At 68.1% G+C, this 17,620-nt stretch carries 16 protein-coding genes and 6 pseudogenes; 11 read left to right on the forward strand and 11 right to left on the reverse strand.

The features are described 5' to 3' along the window. A partial coding sequence (locus V7E45_RS29035) for a helix-turn-helix transcriptional regulator (RefSeq protein WP_333777168.1) occupies window positions 1-366 on the reverse strand: 366 nt, incomplete at its 3' end. Window positions 367-1,115: 749 nt separating this feature from the next. Between V7E45_RS29035 and V7E45_RS29045 the strand changes: the two genes are divergently transcribed. Then, complete coding sequence (locus V7E45_RS29045) at window positions 1,116-1,931, forward strand: hypothetical protein (RefSeq protein WP_333777169.1); 816 nt, start codon at window positions 1,116-1,118, stop codon at window positions 1,929-1,931. Window positions 1,932-1,978: 47 nt separating this feature from the next. Here V7E45_RS29045 and V7E45_RS29050 read toward each other — a convergent pair whose 3' ends face one another. Next, window positions 1,979-2,311, reverse strand: a complete 333-nt coding sequence (locus tag V7E45_RS29050; RefSeq protein ID WP_333777170.1) for a helix-turn-helix domain-containing protein — start codon at window positions 2,309-2,311, stop codon at window positions 1,979-1,981. Window positions 2,312-2,812: 501 nt separating this feature from the next. Here V7E45_RS29050 and V7E45_RS29055 point away from each other — a divergent pair. From V7E45_RS29055 to V7E45_RS29065, 3 genes and pseudogenes are all read left to right on the forward strand, one after another. After that, a complete protein-coding gene (locus V7E45_RS29055; protein ID WP_333777171.1) occupies window positions 2,813-3,025 on the forward strand; it encodes a hypothetical protein in 213 nt (70 codons plus the stop codon). Between the two features lie 745 nt (window positions 3,026-3,770). Then, window positions 3,771-3,941 carry a hypothetical protein gene (locus tag V7E45_RS29060; RefSeq protein WP_333777172.1) on the forward strand — a complete coding sequence of 57 codons (171 nt, stop codon included), beginning with the start codon at window positions 3,771-3,773 and terminating at the stop codon, window positions 3,939-3,941. A 177-nt stretch (window positions 3,942-4,118) separates the two neighbouring features. After that, a pseudogene (locus V7E45_RS29065) lies at window positions 4,119-4,553 on the forward strand (sigma-70 family RNA polymerase sigma factor); the annotation flags it as partial. A gap of 16 nt (window positions 4,554-4,569) precedes the next feature. Here V7E45_RS29065 and V7E45_RS29070 read toward each other — a convergent pair. Next, window positions 4,570-4,680, reverse strand: a pseudogene (locus tag V7E45_RS29070) (IS110 family transposase); the annotation flags it as partial. A 776-nt stretch (window positions 4,681-5,456) separates the two neighbouring features. On the opposite strand from V7E45_RS29070, the gene V7E45_RS29075 reads away from it, so the two are divergent. The 4 genes and pseudogenes from V7E45_RS29075 (at window position 5,457) to V7E45_RS29090 (ending at window position 8,405) form a co-directional block, all read left to right on the forward strand. Next, window positions 5,457-6,545 carry a peptidoglycan-binding domain-containing protein gene (locus tag V7E45_RS29075; protein WP_333777173.1) on the forward strand — a complete coding sequence of 363 codons (1,089 nt, stop codon included), beginning with the start codon at window positions 5,457-5,459 and terminating at the stop codon, window positions 6,543-6,545. 193 nt (window positions 6,546-6,738) lie between these two features. Next, window positions 6,739-7,175 (forward strand): annotated as a pseudogene (locus V7E45_RS29080) (transposase family protein); the annotation flags it as partial. 9 nt (window positions 7,176-7,184) lie between these two features. Then, window positions 7,185-7,553: pseudogene (locus V7E45_RS29085) on the forward strand (RHS repeat-associated core domain-containing protein); the annotation flags it as partial. A gap of 600 nt (window positions 7,554-8,153) precedes the next feature. Further along, entirely contained in the window at window positions 8,154-8,405 is a 252-nt protein-coding gene (locus V7E45_RS29090; RefSeq protein WP_333777174.1) for a hypothetical protein, read from the forward strand. 287 nt (window positions 8,406-8,692) lie between these two features. Here V7E45_RS29090 and V7E45_RS29095 read toward each other — a convergent pair whose 3' ends face one another. Continuing rightward, window positions 8,693-8,929 (reverse strand): hypothetical protein, encoded by a 237-nt coding sequence (locus V7E45_RS29095; RefSeq protein WP_333777181.1) that lies wholly within the window; start codon window positions 8,927-8,929, stop codon window positions 8,693-8,695. Between the two features lie 579 nt (window positions 8,930-9,508). Further along, window positions 9,509-9,943, reverse strand: a complete 435-nt coding sequence (locus tag V7E45_RS29100; protein WP_333777175.1) for a hypothetical protein — start codon at window positions 9,941-9,943, stop codon at window positions 9,509-9,511. A 16-nt stretch (window positions 9,944-9,959) separates the two neighbouring features. Here V7E45_RS29100 and V7E45_RS40730 point away from each other — a divergent pair, with 16 nt between their 5' ends. Then, a complete protein-coding gene (locus tag V7E45_RS40730; protein WP_443056276.1) occupies window positions 9,960-10,301 on the forward strand; it encodes a hypothetical protein in 342 nt (113 codons plus the stop codon). A gap of 360 nt (window positions 10,302-10,661) precedes the next feature. On the opposite strand, the gene V7E45_RS29110 is transcribed toward V7E45_RS40730, so the two are convergent. Together V7E45_RS29110 and V7E45_RS40735 are read right to left on the reverse strand one after the other, a co-directional pair. After that, a complete protein-coding gene (locus V7E45_RS29110; RefSeq protein ID WP_333777176.1) occupies window positions 10,662-11,387 on the reverse strand; it encodes a hypothetical protein in 726 nt (241 codons plus the stop codon). Window positions 11,388-11,547: 160 nt separating this feature from the next. Beyond that, window positions 11,548-11,636, reverse strand: a pseudogene (locus V7E45_RS40735) (IS5/IS1182 family transposase); the annotation flags it as partial. Between the two features lie 492 nt (window positions 11,637-12,128). Here V7E45_RS40735 and V7E45_RS29120 point away from each other — a divergent pair. Next, the gene (locus tag V7E45_RS29120) at window positions 12,129-12,332 is read left to right on the forward strand and encodes a cold-shock protein (protein ID WP_333777177.1); all 204 of its coding nucleotides are present in this window, start codon (window positions 12,129-12,131) and stop codon (window positions 12,330-12,332) included. Window positions 12,333-12,487: 155 nt separating this feature from the next. Here V7E45_RS29120 and V7E45_RS29125 read toward each other — a convergent pair. From V7E45_RS29125 to V7E45_RS29135, 3 genes and pseudogenes are all read right to left on the reverse strand, one after another. After that, window positions 12,488-13,162, reverse strand: a pseudogene (locus tag V7E45_RS29125) (transposase). 144 nt (window positions 13,163-13,306) lie between these two features. Then, window positions 13,307-13,750 carry a VOC family protein gene (locus V7E45_RS29130; protein WP_333777178.1) on the reverse strand — a complete coding sequence of 148 codons (444 nt, stop codon included), beginning with the start codon at window positions 13,748-13,750 and terminating at the stop codon, window positions 13,307-13,309. Between the two features lie 418 nt (window positions 13,751-14,168). Continuing rightward, the gene (locus V7E45_RS29135) at window positions 14,169-14,639 is read right to left on the reverse strand and encodes a MarR family winged helix-turn-helix transcriptional regulator (protein ID WP_333777179.1); all 471 of its coding nucleotides are present in this window, start codon (window positions 14,637-14,639) and stop codon (window positions 14,169-14,171) included. A 73-nt stretch (window positions 14,640-14,712) separates the two neighbouring features. Here V7E45_RS29135 and V7E45_RS29140 point away from each other — a divergent pair, with 73 nt between their 5' ends. After that, complete coding sequence (locus V7E45_RS29140; protein WP_333777180.1) at window positions 14,713-15,609, forward strand: haloalkane dehalogenase; 897 nt, start codon at window positions 14,713-14,715, stop codon at window positions 15,607-15,609. 182 nt (window positions 15,610-15,791) lie between these two features. On the opposite strand, the gene V7E45_RS29145 is transcribed toward V7E45_RS29140, so the two are convergent. Then, window positions 15,792-17,549 carry a coagulation factor 5/8 type domain-containing protein gene (locus V7E45_RS29145; RefSeq protein WP_333777182.1) on the reverse strand — a complete coding sequence of 586 codons (1,758 nt, stop codon included), beginning with the start codon at window positions 17,547-17,549 and terminating at the stop codon, window positions 15,792-15,794. Window positions 17,550-17,620 lie beyond the last annotated feature (71 nt).

Raw genomic sequence — 17,620 nt, forward strand, 5'->3', positions numbered from 1 at the left:
GGTGTCGGACGCGGCGGGGGCCGCAGCATCGGGCTCCGGACCCGTGGGGGCATGCGGCGTCTTTGGCGCTGTGGGGGGAGCGGTCTGCTGCGCAGCGGTGTCTTCCTGCGGTGCCCCGGTGCTCTCAGCGGGGTAGAGCTGCGTGAGCTGCTTGAGCAGGCGCGCGTACGCGTCCCGCTGCGGCGGGCGCGGCTCGGTCTTGCCCGTCTCCCAGTCGCCGATGGTCGCGCGCCGCACGCCCAGGGCGGTGGCCACTTCGTCGAGGGTGAGCGCATGCGCCTGGCGCAGCCGCCTGCGCTCTGCCGGCGGCGGCAGCGGTGACCGGGACGCCACCAGCGCGTCCACTGCGTCGAACAACTCGGACATGAAGCACCTCCACCTCCATCGTACCCCATGAACCGAACTGATCCCGATCTTTCAGCGTACCTATTGCGTGCATTCCTCGTACGGTGGTTCCTTGGAACGCCTGCTACGCCTTCCCCGGGCCCTTCGCCGCGCTCGTGGCGGCTGGTGCTAGGGACGGCATCTCGGGCGGCGTCACGCCCAGCCGGGGCGCCCGGGTGCCGGGTTGTTTCTGTCCTTGGAGCCATCGTCCGAAGTCGTCGCCGCGCATGAGGACGCCGGGTGCGATGTCCGGGAGTCCAGGGGCCTGCCTGCGGGATGTAGGAGTTCGAGACAGGCAGGCCCTATCCGATCTCGGCATGCCAAACGAGCCGGATCAGGCTGGGGGTGTGGTCGATAGACAGCAGTGAGGCGGAACAGGACGGACCGATTTCGCTGTCACTTGCGCCCAGGAAAGACACTCGAGCGCCACCGCCTACCGACACAATTCCGGGTGCGTGCTGGCAGCAGGGCCGCCCCGCGTCTGGACGCGTGCGGGCGCGGCCTGCGCGGGGCTGTGGTGTCGGCACCTGGCGAGGGTGGCCAATTGTTGCGCAAAGTGACTGACCCGGGTGGTGGTGGGTGACATCATCGGCTCTGCTCGCGGTGCCTCGCCTGTGGTGGCTGCGGGGGTGGGCGCTGGTGTGACGCGCCGAAGGGGAAGGACCGGCTTCATCGGTGTGTGGTGGCGGTTGTCCCTGCCTTGTGTGCGGACGTCGAGGGGACCGTCGGTGATGTGGCACGAGCACGTCTGGGTGGGCCGGTATGCGTTACCCGCGGTGGTGAGTGCCGCCATCGCGTGGCTCGGGCTGCTGCGGGATTTCTCGCGGCGGGGCCGGCTGCTGGGGAGCCGGCAGTCGATCGGTCTGCTGGCCTTGATGCTGGGGATGCTGGGCGGTGTCACGGTGGTCGCGGCCATGCTGCTGCCTCATGCCGGTGATCTTCCGCCTGTGGTGGCGGGTGTCGCCACCGGAGCGGCCGCGGTGCCGAGGCGCAAGCAGGAAGAGGGCACGCCGCCGTACATCAAGTTCATGACCTTGGGGATTGCCCTGGTCAGGGAGAGGCTGATCGACCGGGTGCACCTGGACGCCCGGGCCTGGTCCGACACGTTCCTCGAGGGCATCCACAGCTCGGCGCAGCTGCGGGTGTTCGTCTACGACCTCAAGCTGTACCTGCTCGACCGGCACGAGCTCAGCGGCGACGTCAAGACGGTCACCACCCTGTACGCCGATGCCGAGAAGGCCCTGGACGCAGCTCTGGAAGTGCAGACCACGATCGCCCAGGACTGCCGGGAGCCCGGCATGCCGTGGTCGCGTGAGCCGAGCGAGGACGAAGCCATCCGTGAGCGCCGCGCGTTCGCAGAAGCTCGAGCGCAGTGCGGTCACCTGCTGCTCTTCGCCTACGTCCACGGCCGGCGCAGCGAGTATGCGCAGCTGATTGCGCTGCGCGAGAAGGCCACCTCGAACGATGCGTTCCACAGTCCGCAACTGCCGCCGCAGCGCTCATTGCTGAGCCGCTGGCGTGGGCGCAAGCAGGAGACGAAACCCTAGGGCGGGTGCGGCACAACGACTTTCGGACACAACCGGCGGATCACCGCTCAGTGAGAGAACTTCAGGCTCGCGCTTCTGAGCGGTGAGGAGTCCTTGCCGTCACAGTCGTCGGTGCCCGTCTGACGCGGCCGGGGATGGAACGTGATCTCGACCTCGGCGTCGAGTGCCTCGGCGACCGCGGCCAGGGTGCGCACGGTCAGGTTCGCGTCGCCGGACATGATCTGGCTGATCCGCCCGGGACTGACCCCCATGGCCTTCGCCAGGTCCGAACGGGACCAGCCCAGGCCTGCCAGCAGGCCGGCCAATGAAGCGGAGGCCTGCCTGGCCAGCCGGGCAGCCGCTAAGTCTGTGGTGTTCTCGGAGCGAGCAAAGATGCTCACGGATCTACCCCCAACTCATCGCATGGCAACACGTGTTGCCTCTGTACGAGGATGCCACCTTTAGCTCTAGCTAAAAACTCGGTTGGGGCAAAAAGTCTTCGAAACCTCCTGCCCAACCCTCCGTGAACCGGCCTTTGACCTGCACTTTTGGCTGCAGAGGTAGTTGACGCAAAGTCACCTGCTTGGAGGAGAGACACAGACGCGCGGCTGCGGCTTCTTCCCCTTCATTGAGGACAAGCTCAACCCGCCCTGACACCACGACCGATGCCGCTCGTCCCTGACGTCGCCCGAATCCCGTAGTGGCATCGGCGGCGTCCTCGGCATCACCCCCCTGAGTGTCCGCCTCGGGTTCCGGGGGCCTTCCCTTTGTGCGGGCCGGGCGGGAACGCTGTGCTCGCCCCCCGGTTGTTCTGGCACGGGGGCGGGCTCTTCCGGAGGGAAGACCGACACCGAAGGGTGCCCGGTGCCCATGCACCCGAACAACTGCACACCACTGACGCCGTGCACCTGCGCGCTGGCCGCGGCACCCGCTACCGCTCCCTGGCCGTGCTGGCGAAGAGCACCAACTTCTACGCCCAGTGCTGGGGAGTCACGGGTAAGGGCATCAGGTGGGTGTACGGGGAGGTGGTCTCGGGTCGTTATGCGGGCTTTCCGCACGGGCGGCGGGGGCGGGTGAACAGCGACCGGGTCGCTACCGGCTACCGGCATCGCTGAAGGAGTGAGCGTGCGGGGGCTCTACCGGCGGCGGGCCGGCACAACCCCGCTGGCCCGGAGTAGCGACCGCGCTGGACAGGACGCTGCCGTAGGGGGCGATCGTCGGCAGCGTGAGACGCCGACGCGAGGCGGGCTGCCCGTCGAGGAACTGGGCGGCATCCTGCGCCTCGCGCACCTCGCCGTCGGCCGGGCCGCCGCACGCCTGGAAGGCGACGGGAGCCCGACGGCGGAACACGCGGAGGAAGCCGCCATGAATCGATGCGGATGCGCTTCGCCCCGGCCCAGGTACCCGGACGCTGTGGAAGGCGGCACCACCGCGCGGATCGGTGGTGCCGCCTTGTTCCTACGGAAGGATCACGGTGCGACGACCGCTGGATCCCAAGACCTTGCTCGCTTCACCACCGGTCCCTCACCGCGGCTGCGGTGGGCCCACCCGTCTTCCAACCGCCTATGCTCCCGACCACATCGCCCTTGCCGGTGTGCGTGTTGAAGTTCGCCAGGAAGGGGCCGCCACTGGTACCCGACCGGTAGTCATTGCAGGCGATCTTGAGGTACGAGCCGGGCGTGCCGTCGGTCGGCGTGAACCGCGTCGTGGAGTTGGTGCAGGTCAGCGGTTGCCGGTCCGTGCAAGCCCTCCGGCAAGTGGTACGCCGTCAACAACTCCGCCTACTCCTACTACGGACGGAACGTCTGCCAGGACGGCGCCCGCTCCTACTACAACGGCAAGGGTGTCCCCTGCAACATCATGACCGTCAGGGACGACTACCGGTACACCATCGTCTTCACGATCAACGACGGCTCCCACCGCCAAGCGCGAGGAATCGTTTCCGCCAACAGCGGTACGGACTACATGTACTGGACTGAGGCCACTGACATCCTCCACAGCTTCGGTCTGAAGCTGAACCCGCACCAGTAAGCCGCACGCCCGCGAGGGGCACCACGGAGCTTCCACCCGGAGCCTGTGGTGCCCCTCGCCCTGTGGCGGCACCACCGCGCCGCACCATCCGCGGCGGCCCGTCGAACTTCCTGGCCGCAAGGCCCCAACCAAACGGGTGAGTTGTTCGTGATACCGGGTGAGGGGATCGGAGGGAACGTGGCCGAATGGTCGAGGCTGCTGTCCAAGCTCGCGCAGGAGCGCGGCGCGGAGCTGAACCGATACGGCTTCCTGCTGTGCGGCGACCGCGCGGAGGCCGCCGACCTGGTTCAGGAGGCGCTGGTAAGGGTCTTATCCCGGCCTCGCCGTGCATGGGAACTGGGGGAGGCGGAGGCATATGTACGCCGCACGATGCTCAACCGCTATCTGGACCTGCACCGGCGCCGCACCCGTTGGACCCGCGCGCTTCCCCGGCTCGTGTCCTCGGCGCCGGTCGCCGACCACAGCACGGACGTCATGCACCAAATCGACGTCATGGACGCCATGCGCGGACTGTCACCGAGGCAGCGGGCCTGCGTGGTGCTCCGTTACTACGAGGACATGTCCACCGCGGACATCGCGGCACGGCTCGGCTGCGGTGAAGGCACGGTCAAGCGGCATCTGAGCGACGCGCGGCTCCGTAAGAGCCGGTGCATTCAACGCCAGGCCGTCGCAGCACGCCGAAGGATCGTGCCCAGTCGACGAGTTGGCGGTAGCCATCAGCGGTCGCGGGGAAGCTGCGGCAGCGCGGTGAACTGTTCAGCGCCATAGGGCGCATCTCAGGATGTTTCGACCCTCCTAGGTTGTCGCGGCCGTTTCCCGGTGATGCCGGCGCCACTGTCATGGGAACTGTTGTGCGGTAGTCGGAAGTTCAGCCGTGCAGTCAAAGGTTCAGTTGCGCAGGCATCTGTTCAGTAGCGCCGCATGATGGAAATCGTCCGATCGGGCGTGCTGTGTCGAGTGATAGCACGAACGCTCGGACGGATGTTGCCGCGGGTGCAGTCGATCGGTGGACTTCGCGGACCTGGGTAGCCGTTCCGCGGCGTGGTGGCTGACATCTTCGCGCGCATGCACTCCTCACCTGAGTCTCGATCCAGGGACGGGAGCTCCGCTTCTGTTCCGCGGCGACACTCGTTGTCTGCCCGGCCTGACAGCCCTCCTGTCTGCCGGGGCGGAGTGTGAGGCCGCCAGCCCATGGCCGAGTCGTGCCACCACTGCCCCGAGTGTCTGGCCGGCGGCTCGTCGCCGTGTCCCGCTTCCGTCGCCTGCCGGCGGTGCCCTGCCCGGTGCGAGGTGAGGCGTTCGCCTCCTGGGTGGACCGCGTCGCTGCTGCGCAGGAGGTGCATGCTGCACAGGACAACGGTACCGGGGCGGAGATAGATTGGGAGGGGAAGGGCGTTCAGCCGATCCGGAACTCTCCTGACCGATTCGGCAGGGCGGAATTTCATGCGGCCGGTCAGTCACCGCCCACGGGGGAAGCGTCTCGTTGCCCGGCCCTCACTCCAGGATCGAGGCATCATGTCAGACGTCAAGGTCATGTGGACTGGGCTTGAGTGCCAAATTCGTCAGGAAACGGAAGATGAGGTCTTCGGCACGGTCCAGCTGATAGCGGGCACGAATCCGCAGCCCGTGATTAAGTTCCCGGACAGCGGCAATGGGAAGTACGTCCTGGGGCCCCCGGGCTTGCGGATGGTCGCTGTCCAGCAGCCGCTCTACTCCGGCCCCGCGCAGGATCTCACGGTGTCCGCGACGTTGGTGGAATTCGACTCCGGGGACGTGACAGAGGAGAAGAAAGTCATAGCGGAAGCCGCCTCCAAGGCGGCTACCGGCGCCGTCGCCGTCTTCGCCGGGGGCGGAGTGGCCACCATAGCCGCACCCTTGATCGAGCTCCTGTCCAAGGCTTTCGTCGATCTCGTCGCCGACCTGTTCGGCGTTAAGGACGACGCCTACAACCCAGGGGCGATCGCCCTGTCCCAGGATCAGCTCCTGTCCGCGAACTCCCGCCGCCAGACCCGAACCCGACCCGACGATCCGCGGACACTGCAGTTCACCGACACCATCGTTCTCACCGGCGTGGACGACGCCGGCGATGTCGGGAAGTACGTTTTCTACCTGGACGTCCAGACTGCAGTGCCCGGCTCGGGTACGTCGGACGGCGTCGGTACTCCCACGGTGCGCCAGGGTTCCCACGGAGAGGCAGTACGCAAGCTCCAGCGACTGCTGAATGAGCACGTGCCCGATCTGCCCTCCTTGGACGTCGACGGAGGCTTCGGGCCCGTGACGGATGCCCGGGTACGCGAGTACCAGCGGCGCGTCGAGATCATTGTCGATGGCATAGTCGGCCCCCAGACCTGGGGCATGCTGACGGACGGCGAGCTGGCGCAGGAGGTCTCCGCCGGTACACCCACCCTGCAGCAGGGCTCGCACGGCCCTGCAGTACGGAAGCTGCAGCGGTTGCTGGACGACCACCTGCCCGACTTGCAGCTCGCCGTCGACGGCCGATTCGGTCCGGTCACGGACGGCCGCGTGCGCGAATTCCAGCAGCGCGTCGCCATAGTGGCCGACGGCATCGTCGGGCCACAAACCTGGGGACAGCTGACGCAGTAGAAGGCCGCCTGTCGGGTTTGCATGCCCCGGCGTAACCCGAACCACATTACGCGCGCTACAAACTCGATCCGGCTCCCGGAACCGTCGAGTACGTAAAGCCGATCGCCACGAACTGGGGAAGCATGGCGGCCCGGGGATTTGCGAGCGGATTAAATGCTGCCGTGAACGACGCCGGAGGGTACGTCTACTTCTCCACCGGTACAGACGCGAGGCCGTCGACCTCCTGGCCGCTCTCGCGCCCACGCTGGAACAGGCCATGACGACGGTGCGGAAGAAGGCGTACGTGATCCTCGACGGCACCGTGCTGCCAATCGACCGCATCGCCGCCGACAGGCCGTACTAGCGGCCCGGACCCACGGCATCCCCGCCGCTCTCGCCGCCGATGACGTCAAGTGCTGGGCTGACAAGGCGTATCAGGGCGCAGGCCCTGCTGTCCGCGTCCCGCTCCGGGGCAAGAACCTGCGCGGCTGGCGTCGTCGTCACAACCGCGATCACGCCAAAATCCGCAGTCTCGGCGAACGCGCCATGGCCACCCTCAAATGCTGGCGCCTCCTCAGGGAACTCCGCTGCAACACCACCCGGATCACCGCCGTCGTCCGTGCCGTCGTCGCACTCGAACTCGCCACCTGATCGAGATGGAAAAGGCTCACTGCTCCCGACGCGACGCAGGAGGAAATCGACTCCCGCTTCTTCGCCATCGTCACGGACCTCGTCGGGACGCCGAGCGAACTCGTCGACGAACACGGCGACATCGCGCGGCGCACCCGCAGCACCTTGTGGGGAACGACGGCCTGGGCCGTCGACAGCACCGCCTATACACCTCTGCGCTTCCCCGGCCAGTACTACGACCCCGAAACGGGCCTCCACTACAACTACTTCCGCCACTACGACCCGGAGACCGCCCGCTACCTGACCCCCGATCCCCTCGGTCTGACACCCGCCCCCAATCCCGCCACTTACCTCGGGAATCCGCATACATGGAGCGATCCGCTCGGCCTTTCCCCCTGCACGGCGGGGGGCGGCATGGATTACATGAGCGACAGCGGTATTCCCTCGGCGTCACCCGTGACGCACGGGGAGACAGCCACGCTGGTCGGCGAGGACGGGCCAGCATGAGAAACTTCCGCAATGTCCTGAACCAAGGGGAGCACGACGTCGTCGCCCATGGCTCACGAGACGGCTTCTTGGAGACTCCGAACGGCCCAGTGAACGGAGGCCAGTTCGTCGATGCCGTCCGCAACAACCCGAACTACAATGGCGGACCGCTTCGCCTCATGGTCTGCCATTCGGGGGCGGACAGCTCGGGAATCGCTCAGTAGACAGCCAACGAAATGGGCGTCACGGTAAGGGCACCCACGGACAGGGTAGGCACCAATCCGCTGCTCGGCCCGGGACAGATTCCGCAGATCGACAACGGCGGGTACTGACGTACCTTCCTACCCATCATCGGAGGCTGAAGTGAAGTTGACCGGTTTCTATCAGGAAATGGATCCAAAGTATTCCCCATCCTGGGGTGGCTCCGTGCCCCCGCCTGGATCGGGTGCAGGCTTGTACTCGGTCCGAGACGTCGTCAGCTACCTTAGGTCCGGCTATCCCATCCTCGACGTGATGGAGTTGACCACCGATGCCATCGGTGGTGCCTTCCGGGTGCCCGGCGGGTCGTCCGTACTCTCGGACGGGCAGTACGTATGGCGCGAAGACTTGGCATGGTACGTCGAGCGATACAATATCGACCTTCCGCGGGAGTTTCTGGAGACTGCTCGTAGTCATGGCTTCCGCACGCCGCCAGCCGATCATGAAGCACTTCTCAATGTCTCCCTCGAAGTGAGTCAAGCGCTGGGGTTTCAGCAAAAACCATGAGAGGGCCTGGCTGCCGTTCTGGGCGAGGGCGGATGCGTCTGCCTCTGCCGCCTGTCAGCGGCACGACTGGCGCGATTGCTGGTTGCCCCAGCCCGCCTGCCGCTTCGGGCGCCTGCTCGGCGTCGGGCCCGGGGCCGCTCGCGGTGGCGATACCGGCCGCCGCCTGCGGCCGGCCCCTGGTCGAGTTGTGTGCAAGGGAGGTCGGGGGCGTGAAGATCTGACTGGGCGGCCAGGCCGCGCCGTCCGCACGGCCGATGGGCTGCGGCCAGCAGCGGTAGCCGGCGGCGTCAGCTCCTCCTTACGCGTGTTCTGTGTCTAACGGGTTCGCGTTTGATCGGCTCGCCTTGCCAGATGAGGGCCTCGAAGAAGAAGCCGATCCGCTCCACGTGATCGTCCTGGCGGTGGTGCACGACCTGCACCGGAGTAAGTTCGGCAGGCTCGACGCTGACGCCGGGCTCCTCAAACAGCTCGTGGGCGGCACCGACGGCCAGGGGTTCGCCCTGATCGAACTTGCCTGACGGCAGGTGCCACCGGCCCTAGCCGTAGGGGCCGCCCCGCTGAGACAAGAGGATCTGTTCGCCGTCGCGGAGGGTGACGTGGGTGTTGAAGACGGGCTGTGCAGGTCGGGGCTCATGACTCCTGCGGGGGCAGGGGTGGTGGCTGAGGTCTTCGACGGTAGGGGGAGGACCGGGATCGCGTCGCCGATTCGGCGTGCGACCTTCCGAGGGGTACCGCACGGTTGCGGCGTGGCGGATCTCCTATCCCGCTGCAGGCATGCGTTCGTGCCTGCCTTGGACGGGGGGCTTCCCTCCGCCCGGGACGATGTCGCACGGCGCATTGCGTGGCGGGCAGGAGACGGGAGGCCCCGCGGGGTGTGTGCGGGGCCTCGTGATACCGGCAGCCGCCACGAGGGTCCTTCTAGCGTGCACATGCCGTACGAGGTACGTGCTCGGGCCGAAGCGCTGGTGTAGGCCCCAGCTGTCGGCGACGGGAACGACCCGAAGGTCGTCATCGAGAACGGTCCCCTACCGCGCGTCTGAGGGCAGATCCCCCGTTGCCGCCCTCCGCAGCCGGTTTGCGGTCTGTGCCGTGGAGCGCATCGGCTATGACCGGTCCATGGTCACCCGCCCGCGCCGTGTTCTCGGCCGGGACGGCTCCGCCGCCAACAGCGATGAATCGGGGGCGACCCGGTGCGGCAGCCGGCGGGCGACCAACAGGACGATCAAGCCGAGGGCGAATCCGTAACAGGCCACGAGACCGTGCCCGTTGTCTTGGGCCAACCACATCGCGAGGCCGGCCGCCGGAACGCTCACGGCGAGCAGCCGCTCTCGGGGGGCTGTGCTGGTCAGTACGAGGCCCGCTGCGAGGGTGGCGGCGAGGAAGTATGTCGCGCCCGAGCTGCCGGCAAAATTACGGGGGTCGGTGCTGCGGGCGGTTTCGCCGAACAAGGCGTCGATGTGCTGGGGCAGTAGGATGCCGGCGGCGAACAGCGTGAGCATCAGGGGCCAGCGCCAGAACCACTCCCATAATTCGAACAAACGATCTAATATCGGTATGGGCGGGACCGACTTCCCCGACGACCTGATGCAGCCACAAGCCGCGTGGAACGCCACCTACGACGCCCTTGCCGCGCCCCGCCACCGCGACACCACCGTCCTGCGCCGCCGCCTGCTGCTCCTGTCCGGGCGACTGTGGTGGCACCCCTACCGGGAAACCGCCCCCTCGGTCCCCGTGGCGCGCTCCGAACTGCGGCAGTTGACCCGCGCACGGCGAGCGCAGAGCACGCCCACGCAGGCCGAGTACGCCGAGACGCGTCACCCGTACGGCCGACTGCGACCGTCCAGCATCACGGTCCACCGCCACCGGCCCTGCCAGGCCAAGCACCGGCAGCAGTAGACCGGCGCTCACCTCGTCCGAGGATCTCCTCGGCCTGTTTCAGCTGCGCACGGGACCTCCTACGAGAGAGCCCCCTGGAGACCACCGCGTACCTGTAACCAGGCAGGAGAGACACCTGCCGGCCTGGGCCCGCGGCGGCCGGCTGGTCGGCGGTGCTCCCCGGCGCAGGAGGACGGATGACGAGTGGGCGGGGGCCGGGCTGATCCCCGAGCCGGCCCGGGTGCCCGTAGGGCGTCCCCGAGGCACCCTCTCGGGGGTCCTCGTGCAGCTAGTCATCGTGGGACCCACCGCCAGCAGCAACCGCCCGTGACCAGCGAACTCGATCACCGTACCGCCGGCCCCGTACTTCTTGTGCTGTCGTCAGAGGCGTTGTGCGTTCTGCAACCGTTCTACCTGCCGGCTGACCAGATCGGCAGGGAAGGTTGCGCTGCCTCCGACGTTCAGTTTTTGGAACGCCACGATGGTGTTCCCAGCCCGCACCACGGTGAATTGCTCGTTGCGGTCCCCCGGCCCCCCAGGGCGCCTGGGGACGGTCTCATGGAACCGCACGGCTTCGTCCCCGACGTCCGGTGCCTGTTCCATCGTGAGCGTGGCCTTGAATTTCCCCACCCAGCCTGTGCCCTCATATGAGCGGCAGGAGCCAAGCGCCTGCTTCAGCTGAGTAAAGGCTTGCTTGGCCTTCCCGCCTTGGTATGCGGCAAGCATCGAGCCGCCGCCCCAGATGTCGCCCTTCCAGTTGAAGACCTGTAGGACGACGGTGGACGCGCCCTCCCCGTTGCGGATGTCGCGCATGGTCTGGCAAGCGGGATCGGACACCGGCGGGAAAGAGCGCCGCTCCTCCTTCGGCTGGGGGTCCTGTACTGCGAGGCCGCCCTTGGGTACCCCCGCGACCTCGCCGTCCTTGAAAGTGAGCGCCCGCAACTGTGCCCGCGTCAGAGGTGCCACGACGGCCTTGTCCGATGCGGTCGCCCGCGGTCCCGCCGAGTCCGGTGTCGCCTGTGGACCTGCGGAACACCCGGAAGCCGTCAGGACCACGACAATCACGGCACCGACTGCCGGCATGAGCTGCGGCTTGCGTACGTGCACGGATGTCCCCCCAAGAACAGTGAGCGTGAGGACGCTGACGGTAGCCGTGCCGAGTGGTGCAAAACCAGGGGCTTTCCACGAAGGAGAGCCCTACCGAGCACGTTCGGGCCGGTGGCCTCCGAGGGCACGGCGGCCTCTGCCGATCTCTGCGGTTCGGAGCGGTCAGGCTGCCTCGGGAGCGTCCGCGGGCCGGCCTGCGGAGCCCCTCTTTCGGGCCCCGGCGGCGTGCTGGTGAGCGCGGACCACGGTGGATTCGACCGACACCAAGCAGTCGATGTCGCCGGCGGCCTCTGCCTTCACATGGGCGGCGTGGAGCAGCAACGGCCGGACGAACTCCCACTCGCATCGGACAGTTCATGGCGACGTAACACCCGACCGCGATCCACCACTCAAGATCATTTGCAGACACTGCCTAGCGTTGCTCGACCAGTCGGAGCTCACCACCCAGGCAGGGCACAACCGCATGAGGGATGCGGTTGCCAGCCACTGGCCCGGGCCTTCGTGAGACGTTGGCACGTATGCGGCACGTCGGGGCAACACGCCACGATGACCGGAATCGCGTGGCCGAACCTCACCAGCCGGTGTAGCGTCGTTACCAGCAGTCGTGGTTCCGAAGTCCCGTTCGCCCGTGATCGCAATCGCGGGCGTTTTTGCTGTTCAACGCCTCTCCGGACCAGGGCGATCACCTCCGGGTTCCGCACGGTGCGAGACCCGATACGAGTCCTTTCGAAGGAGACAGGCATGGCCAAGGGCACTGTGAAGTGGTTCAACGCGGAAAAGGGCTTCGGCTTCATCGAGCAGGAGGGTGGCGGCCCCGACGTCTTCGCCCACTACTCGAACATCGCCGCCCAGGGCTTCCGTGAGCTTCAGGAGGGCCAGAAGGTCGAGTTCGACGTTACGCAGGGCCAGAAGGGCCCGCAGGCGGAGAACATCCGCCCCCTGTAACGAGGGAACAGGGAAGAGGTCTCAGCCGGAACACACCACCGGCTGGGGCCTCTTCGCTCTTACCCGCCCCGCCAGAGGTCTCCGGTCCTCCGACGGGGCGGGCGCTCGAGGGGCGGCCGGCCAAAGGGACAGCCGCCGTGCTGCTGTTAGAGTTCCTAACAAAGGCGCCGGACGTGTCGGTGGGTGATCAGGCAGGTCGCGAGGCCGAGGAAGGCCTCGTGGATGTCGTCGCGTCGCTCCCATCGGATCAGCAGGCGGGCGAAAGCCGTGCAGCCAGGCGATGGTGCGCTCGACTACCCAGCGGAAGATGCCCAGGCCAGAGCCGTGCTCCACGCCTCGTTCGGCGATGACCGGGCGGATGCCGCGCTGCCGCAGAAGGCGCCGGTACTTGTCGTGGTCGTAGTCGCGGTCGGCAAGCAGCGCGTCGGGCGGGTGTCTGGGTCGGCCGACGACACCGGCAACCGCCGGGAGGTGCTTGCTGTCCGGCCGTGCGCGGTCGACCGGGCTGGGTCCGCTTTTGGGCCCCTGCGAGCGGCCCGCACGTGGGAGGAGTCGATCACCGCCCGGGACCAGTCCAGCTTCTCTGCGGCCCGCAGCCTCCTCAGCAGCAAGACACGCAATTCGTCCCCCACGCCGGCCTCGTTCCAGGCGGCCAGGCGGCGCCGGCAGGTCATTCCCGAGCCGAAGCCCAGTTCCCGCGTCAGGTACTCCCACTGGATGCCCGTGTGCGGCACGAGCAAGATCCCGCACAAGGCCTGCCGGTCCGGGATCCGCGGTGGATGGTGCCCCCGGGCGACGGCTCCTGGCTCACCGACGGCCCCGCCGGCCACCCGGTCCGCCGGTCCGCCGACCAGCCGGTCCGCCGACCAGCCAGTCCGCCGACCAGCCAGTCCGCCGGCCACCCGGTCCGCCGGTCACGCGCGCCGCAGGCCCCCCGTCCCCGGCGCGTGACCACGGAGCCGGCCGGCCTGGTGTCACCGGCCCGGGAGCCGCTCCGTGATCTCCTGGAGGATCCAGCCGTTGCCGTCCGGGTCGCTGAACGAGACGAAGGAGTTGTAGCTGCGCCGCTCGGGGTCCGGACCGGGTACCCGCCGCGCGGTGCCCGCGTGGTGGAACACCCCGCCCGCGTCGTGGAAGACCTCGCTCACCTGTACGCCGTTGCCCTCCAGCTCCTTGCGGGCCGCCTCGATGTCCGGGACGACCAGGTGCAGGCCCTCGACGGAGCCGGGCGGCGCCGCGCTGACGTCGTCGCCGAAGATGACCGAGCACGCGGAGCCCGGCGGGGTCAGCTGCACCACGCGCAGCCCGTCCTCGGCGACGAAGTCGGCGTCCAGCCGCCAGCCCAGCGTCTCGTAGAACCCCCGCGCACGGTCGACGTCGGCGACCGGGATCACCACGACCTCGAGTTTCATCTCCACGATGGGAAGCCCTCCTGCCGTTCTCGGGGCCGTGCCCACGGTGTTCAGCCCGGCACCGGACCGCACCACAGCCCAAGGCTGCCGCACTCGGGCCGGGCTGACGTACCGTCATGCGGCGAGCCGGTGACCGTGCGCTGCCGGTCGGGTCGGGGAACAGCCCGGCCCCGGCGCGGGGCGTGCGGGGTCGCCGCGGCACGCGGACACCTTCACGATACTGCTCGGCCCCGGCGGCGCCACTCGTGCGGATGGGCTCAGCCGCGCTCCCGGGGCCCGTACAGCGCGCTGCCGGCACCGGTGGCGCGCCCAGTAGCGGTCGCTGTAGGACCGGTGCCACCACTTCCCTCGAGTACGGGTGGACGGACACGGGGATGCGTAGGTCCGTGCACCGATCCGATCCGGGTGACGGCGCGCGGCGTGTTCATATGTCCTGGGTGTGGTGGTGCACAAGGACAGCGAGGAGCCGGGCCAACTGCTCGCGTTCCGGCGGCGTGAGTGGCGCAAGCACCTCGCTCTCCGCTTGGGTCAGCAGTTTGTCCAGCTTCAGCAGTTGCCGGTGGCCCTGCCGGGTGAGGGTAATGACGTTCTGTCGGCGGTCGGCGGGGTTGGGTGAGCGTTCCACCATTCCGCGATCGGCCAGCTCGTTGATGACCGTGACCATGTCACTGCGGTAGATCCCGGTGCGGGAGACCAGTTCTGCCTGGCTTGCGGGTCCGAACTCGTCCAGCGTGGCGAGTACCGCGTAATGCCACTTGCGGGCGTCCGCCCGGGCCAGCTTCTCGTTCACTAGACGATCCGACTGGATCGCGGCCAGTGACAGGAGCCGGGTCCGCAGATTCCGCAGCCGCTCGGCAGTGGCCTGCCGGTCGGCCGAACGAGCCGTGTCGGGCATGTAGTTGCTCGTACCTGCATCCCTTGCGTTAGTCACACTAACAAAATACTCTAACCGACGATGGAATGTTCGTGTGACGAACGAATTGGAGGACGTCATGCCCGTGGCGAACGTGCTGGACTCGACGATGTTCTACGAAGAGGTCGGCAGCGGCACCCCCTTCGTCTTTCTGCACGGCAACCCAAGCTCGTCGCACCTGTGGCGCAAGGTGCTGCCCGAAGTCGACCTGCCCGCCCGCCTGCTCGCCCCCGACTTGATCGGCATGGGCCACTCCGGCAAGCCCGACGTGCTGTACCGGTTCGCCGACCACGCCCGTTACCTGGACGACTGGTTCGACCAGTTGGGCCTGGACGGGGTGGTGCTCGTCGGTCACGACTGGGGTGGTGCACTAGCCTTCGACTGGGCGACTCGCCACCCTGACCGGATCCGCGGGATGGCCTTCTTCGAAACCATTGTTCGGCCGATGTCCTGGAGCGAGCTGGGCGACGGACCGCGCTCGCGCGCCCAGGCCATGCGCGGACCCCAGGGCGAGACACTGGTGCTGGACCAGAACGTCTTCCTGGAGTCGGCCTTCACCGGCGGCGTGCTGAACCCAGTCAGTGAGGCTGACATGCAGGCTTACCAGGCGCCGTACCCCACTCGGGAAAGCCGCCGCCCGGTACTGGAGTGGGCTCGCTCGCTACCGTTGGACGGACAGCCTACCGATGTCGCCGAACGGGTCGAGCAGTACGTCAAATGGTTGGCCGGTAGCGGCGAGGTCCCCAAGTTGCTCCTCACCTTCGACTCCTCGCCCACCTTGCTGATCGGTGAGGAGATGGCCAAATGGTGCGCGGCGAACATTGCCGCGCTGGAAACCCGGCACTGCGGACCGGCCGGCCACCACGCACCCGAGGACCAACCCCAGGCCATCGCCCACGCGATTGGCGCATGGGCTCGGCGGCACACTCTGACCGGCGACCGGCGACGCTGATCACACACACGGCCCTGTCAACTGGAGGTGATGCGGTTGCCGGCCACCAGGACCCTTGATCGCGACGATACCGCGGTGGTGCTGCCCGCCATCTCGGCGTCATGCGTCGATGATCGCCGATCCGCCTCCACGGCCGGGCCCGCCGCTCCCACCTCGGGGCGGCGGGCGGCACCGCACAGGGGTCAGGGGTAGGACACCACGGTCGACGGAGTGGTGGAGGTGCCCGAGGTCGGCGCTCCGGTGTCGTTGATCACGTGCTCGTACTGGCCCTTGCCGCCGAGCGAGACCACCAGCAGGTCGTGGAACCTCACGCCCGGACGGTTCGGCGCGGCGAAGCCGCTGTGCTGCACGATGGACGGGTCCACGTTGTAGTAGCAGTAACTGCCCAGGCCCCAGCCCTCGTGCGAGGTGACGTTGTCACCGACCTTGTAGGCCGCGTAGCCCTTGACGGAACCGTTCTGTATCGCGGCCTGGTTCGGGGCGTCGTACGCCTTCTCGTTCTGGAAGAACACCGTGCGGCCCCGCTGGCCGTTCCACTGCACGTCGTACTTGTTGAAGTGCTCGACGAACAGGCCGGTGCACAGCACGTCGTCGCCGTTGACCACCACCCCGTAGTCGGCGCGGTTGGTCTCCCAGCCGACACCCGTGCCGTGGTCGGCGCGCCAGACCCAGGTGTGGTCGACGATGGTGTGCCGGCTGTTGATCACCATGCTGGTGGTGGCCTTACCGGCGCCTGCGCCGCCGATGCGCACGAAGACGTCCTGCACGGTGGTCGGATTCGCCGAGTGGTCCCCGGCCGCGCCCGCCGGGCCGACTTCCAGCAGGGTGGGGGAGTTGACCGGACCCGCGTCGATGAGGAACCCGGCGAGCCGTACTCCGTCGACGTCGGCGACCTTCAGCACCGTGGTGCCGTTGTCCGGCACCAGGGTGGCGTAACCGAGGCCCAGTACCACGGTGTCGGGGCGGCTGACCTGGATCGGCCGGTCCACGTGGTAGATCCCCGGGGTGAGCAGCAGGTGCAGCCCCTGGGCCAGCGCCTGGTTGAGGGTCGCGGCGCTCACGCCCGGCTTGGCGACGTAGAACCGGGACAGCGGCAGCGACGTGCCCCTGGGCGTGCCGTTGCCCCAGGTGACGCCACGGGCGTTCGTCCGCTTCTCCGGCAGGAACACCCGGAACTCGCCGCCGCTGACGTGGAGGAACGGCTTCTCGCGGGAGACGGGGGTGGTGTCGAGCGTGGTGTACGGGGGGTTCGGGAAGCTCTGCGCGGGTGCGCCCTGGACACCCGAGAACACCATGTTCCAGACGCCGTTGAGCCAGCTGCCGATGACACTGTCGCGGGTGTACCACTGCTGCTGCGAGTACGGCCCCACCTGGCCGTCGATCCGGCTGTCCGCGATGTAGCCGCCGCTCGCCCAGCCGTAGCCCGAGGGAGCGAGATCGAGCCCGCCGCGCACGTGCATACGGCGGAACGGCGCGGCCTGCGCCACCGCCCAGCGGTTGGTGCCGTTGGCCGGGACCAGGGCCAGGTTCTCCGCCGAACGCCAGAAGTTCTGCGTGGCGTTGCCGTCGAACCAGCCGGCGTCGACCGTCACGTCACCGTTGATCGTCGTGTCGTCGGGGGAGAGGCCGAGCCCGGAGATCGAGGTGTAGAAGCCGATCTGGGCGTTGAGGTCGTGGTACGTGCCGGGCTTGAACAGCAGCGCGTAGCGGCCGGTGCCGAACTGGGCCGACTCCTGCTGCCGGAAGACCTGGTCGAGCTTGGCCTGGATGCCGGGCGTGGTGGGGTCGAAGACCAGCACGTTGGGGCCGAGGTCGCCGCCGCCCGGCAGGACGCGCGGGGACCTCCGGGCCGCCTTCGCGGCGCGGGCGGGTGTGGCCGCGTGGGCCGGCGTGGACAGGCCGGCCACCACGGGCACGGCGGCGGCCGCCGCACCGAGCACGGTCCGGCGGCCGACCGGCGCCGACGCGGGGGAGCCCGAGGACGGCGACGGCGTGGGGGAAGCGGGGGAGG

It is taken from the genome of Streptomyces sp. IBSBF 3136 (genome assembly GCF_036815105.1).
Classification (GTDB): Bacteria; Actinomycetota; Actinomycetes; order Streptomycetales; family Streptomycetaceae; genus Streptomyces.

Bases quoted from the DNA above. Each gene is read 5' to 3' on its own strand.
- V7E45_RS29045 (WP_333777169.1), top strand. From the start codon at position 1,116: ATGTGGCACGAGCACGTCTGGGTGGGCCGGTATGCGTTACCCGCGGTG.
- V7E45_RS29060 (WP_333777172.1), top strand. From the start codon at position 3,771: ATGACCGTCAGGGACGACTACCGGTACACCATCGTCTTCACGATCAAC.
- V7E45_RS29075 (WP_333777173.1), top strand. From the start codon at position 5,457: ATGTCAGACGTCAAGGTCATGTGGACTGGGCTTGAGTGCCAAATTCGT.
- V7E45_RS29090 (WP_333777174.1), top strand. From the start codon at position 8,154: ATGGAGTTGACCACCGATGCCATCGGTGGTGCCTTCCGGGTGCCCGGC.
- V7E45_RS40730 (WP_443056276.1), top strand. From the start codon at position 9,960: ATGGGCGGGACCGACTTCCCCGACGACCTGATGCAGCCACAAGCCGCG.
- V7E45_RS29120 (WP_333777177.1), top strand. From the start codon at position 12,129: ATGGCCAAGGGCACTGTGAAGTGGTTCAACGCGGAAAAGGGCTTCGGC.
- V7E45_RS29135 (WP_333777179.1), bottom strand. From the start codon at position 14,639: ATGCCCGACACGGCTCGTTCGGCCGACCGGCAGGCCACTGCCGAGCGG.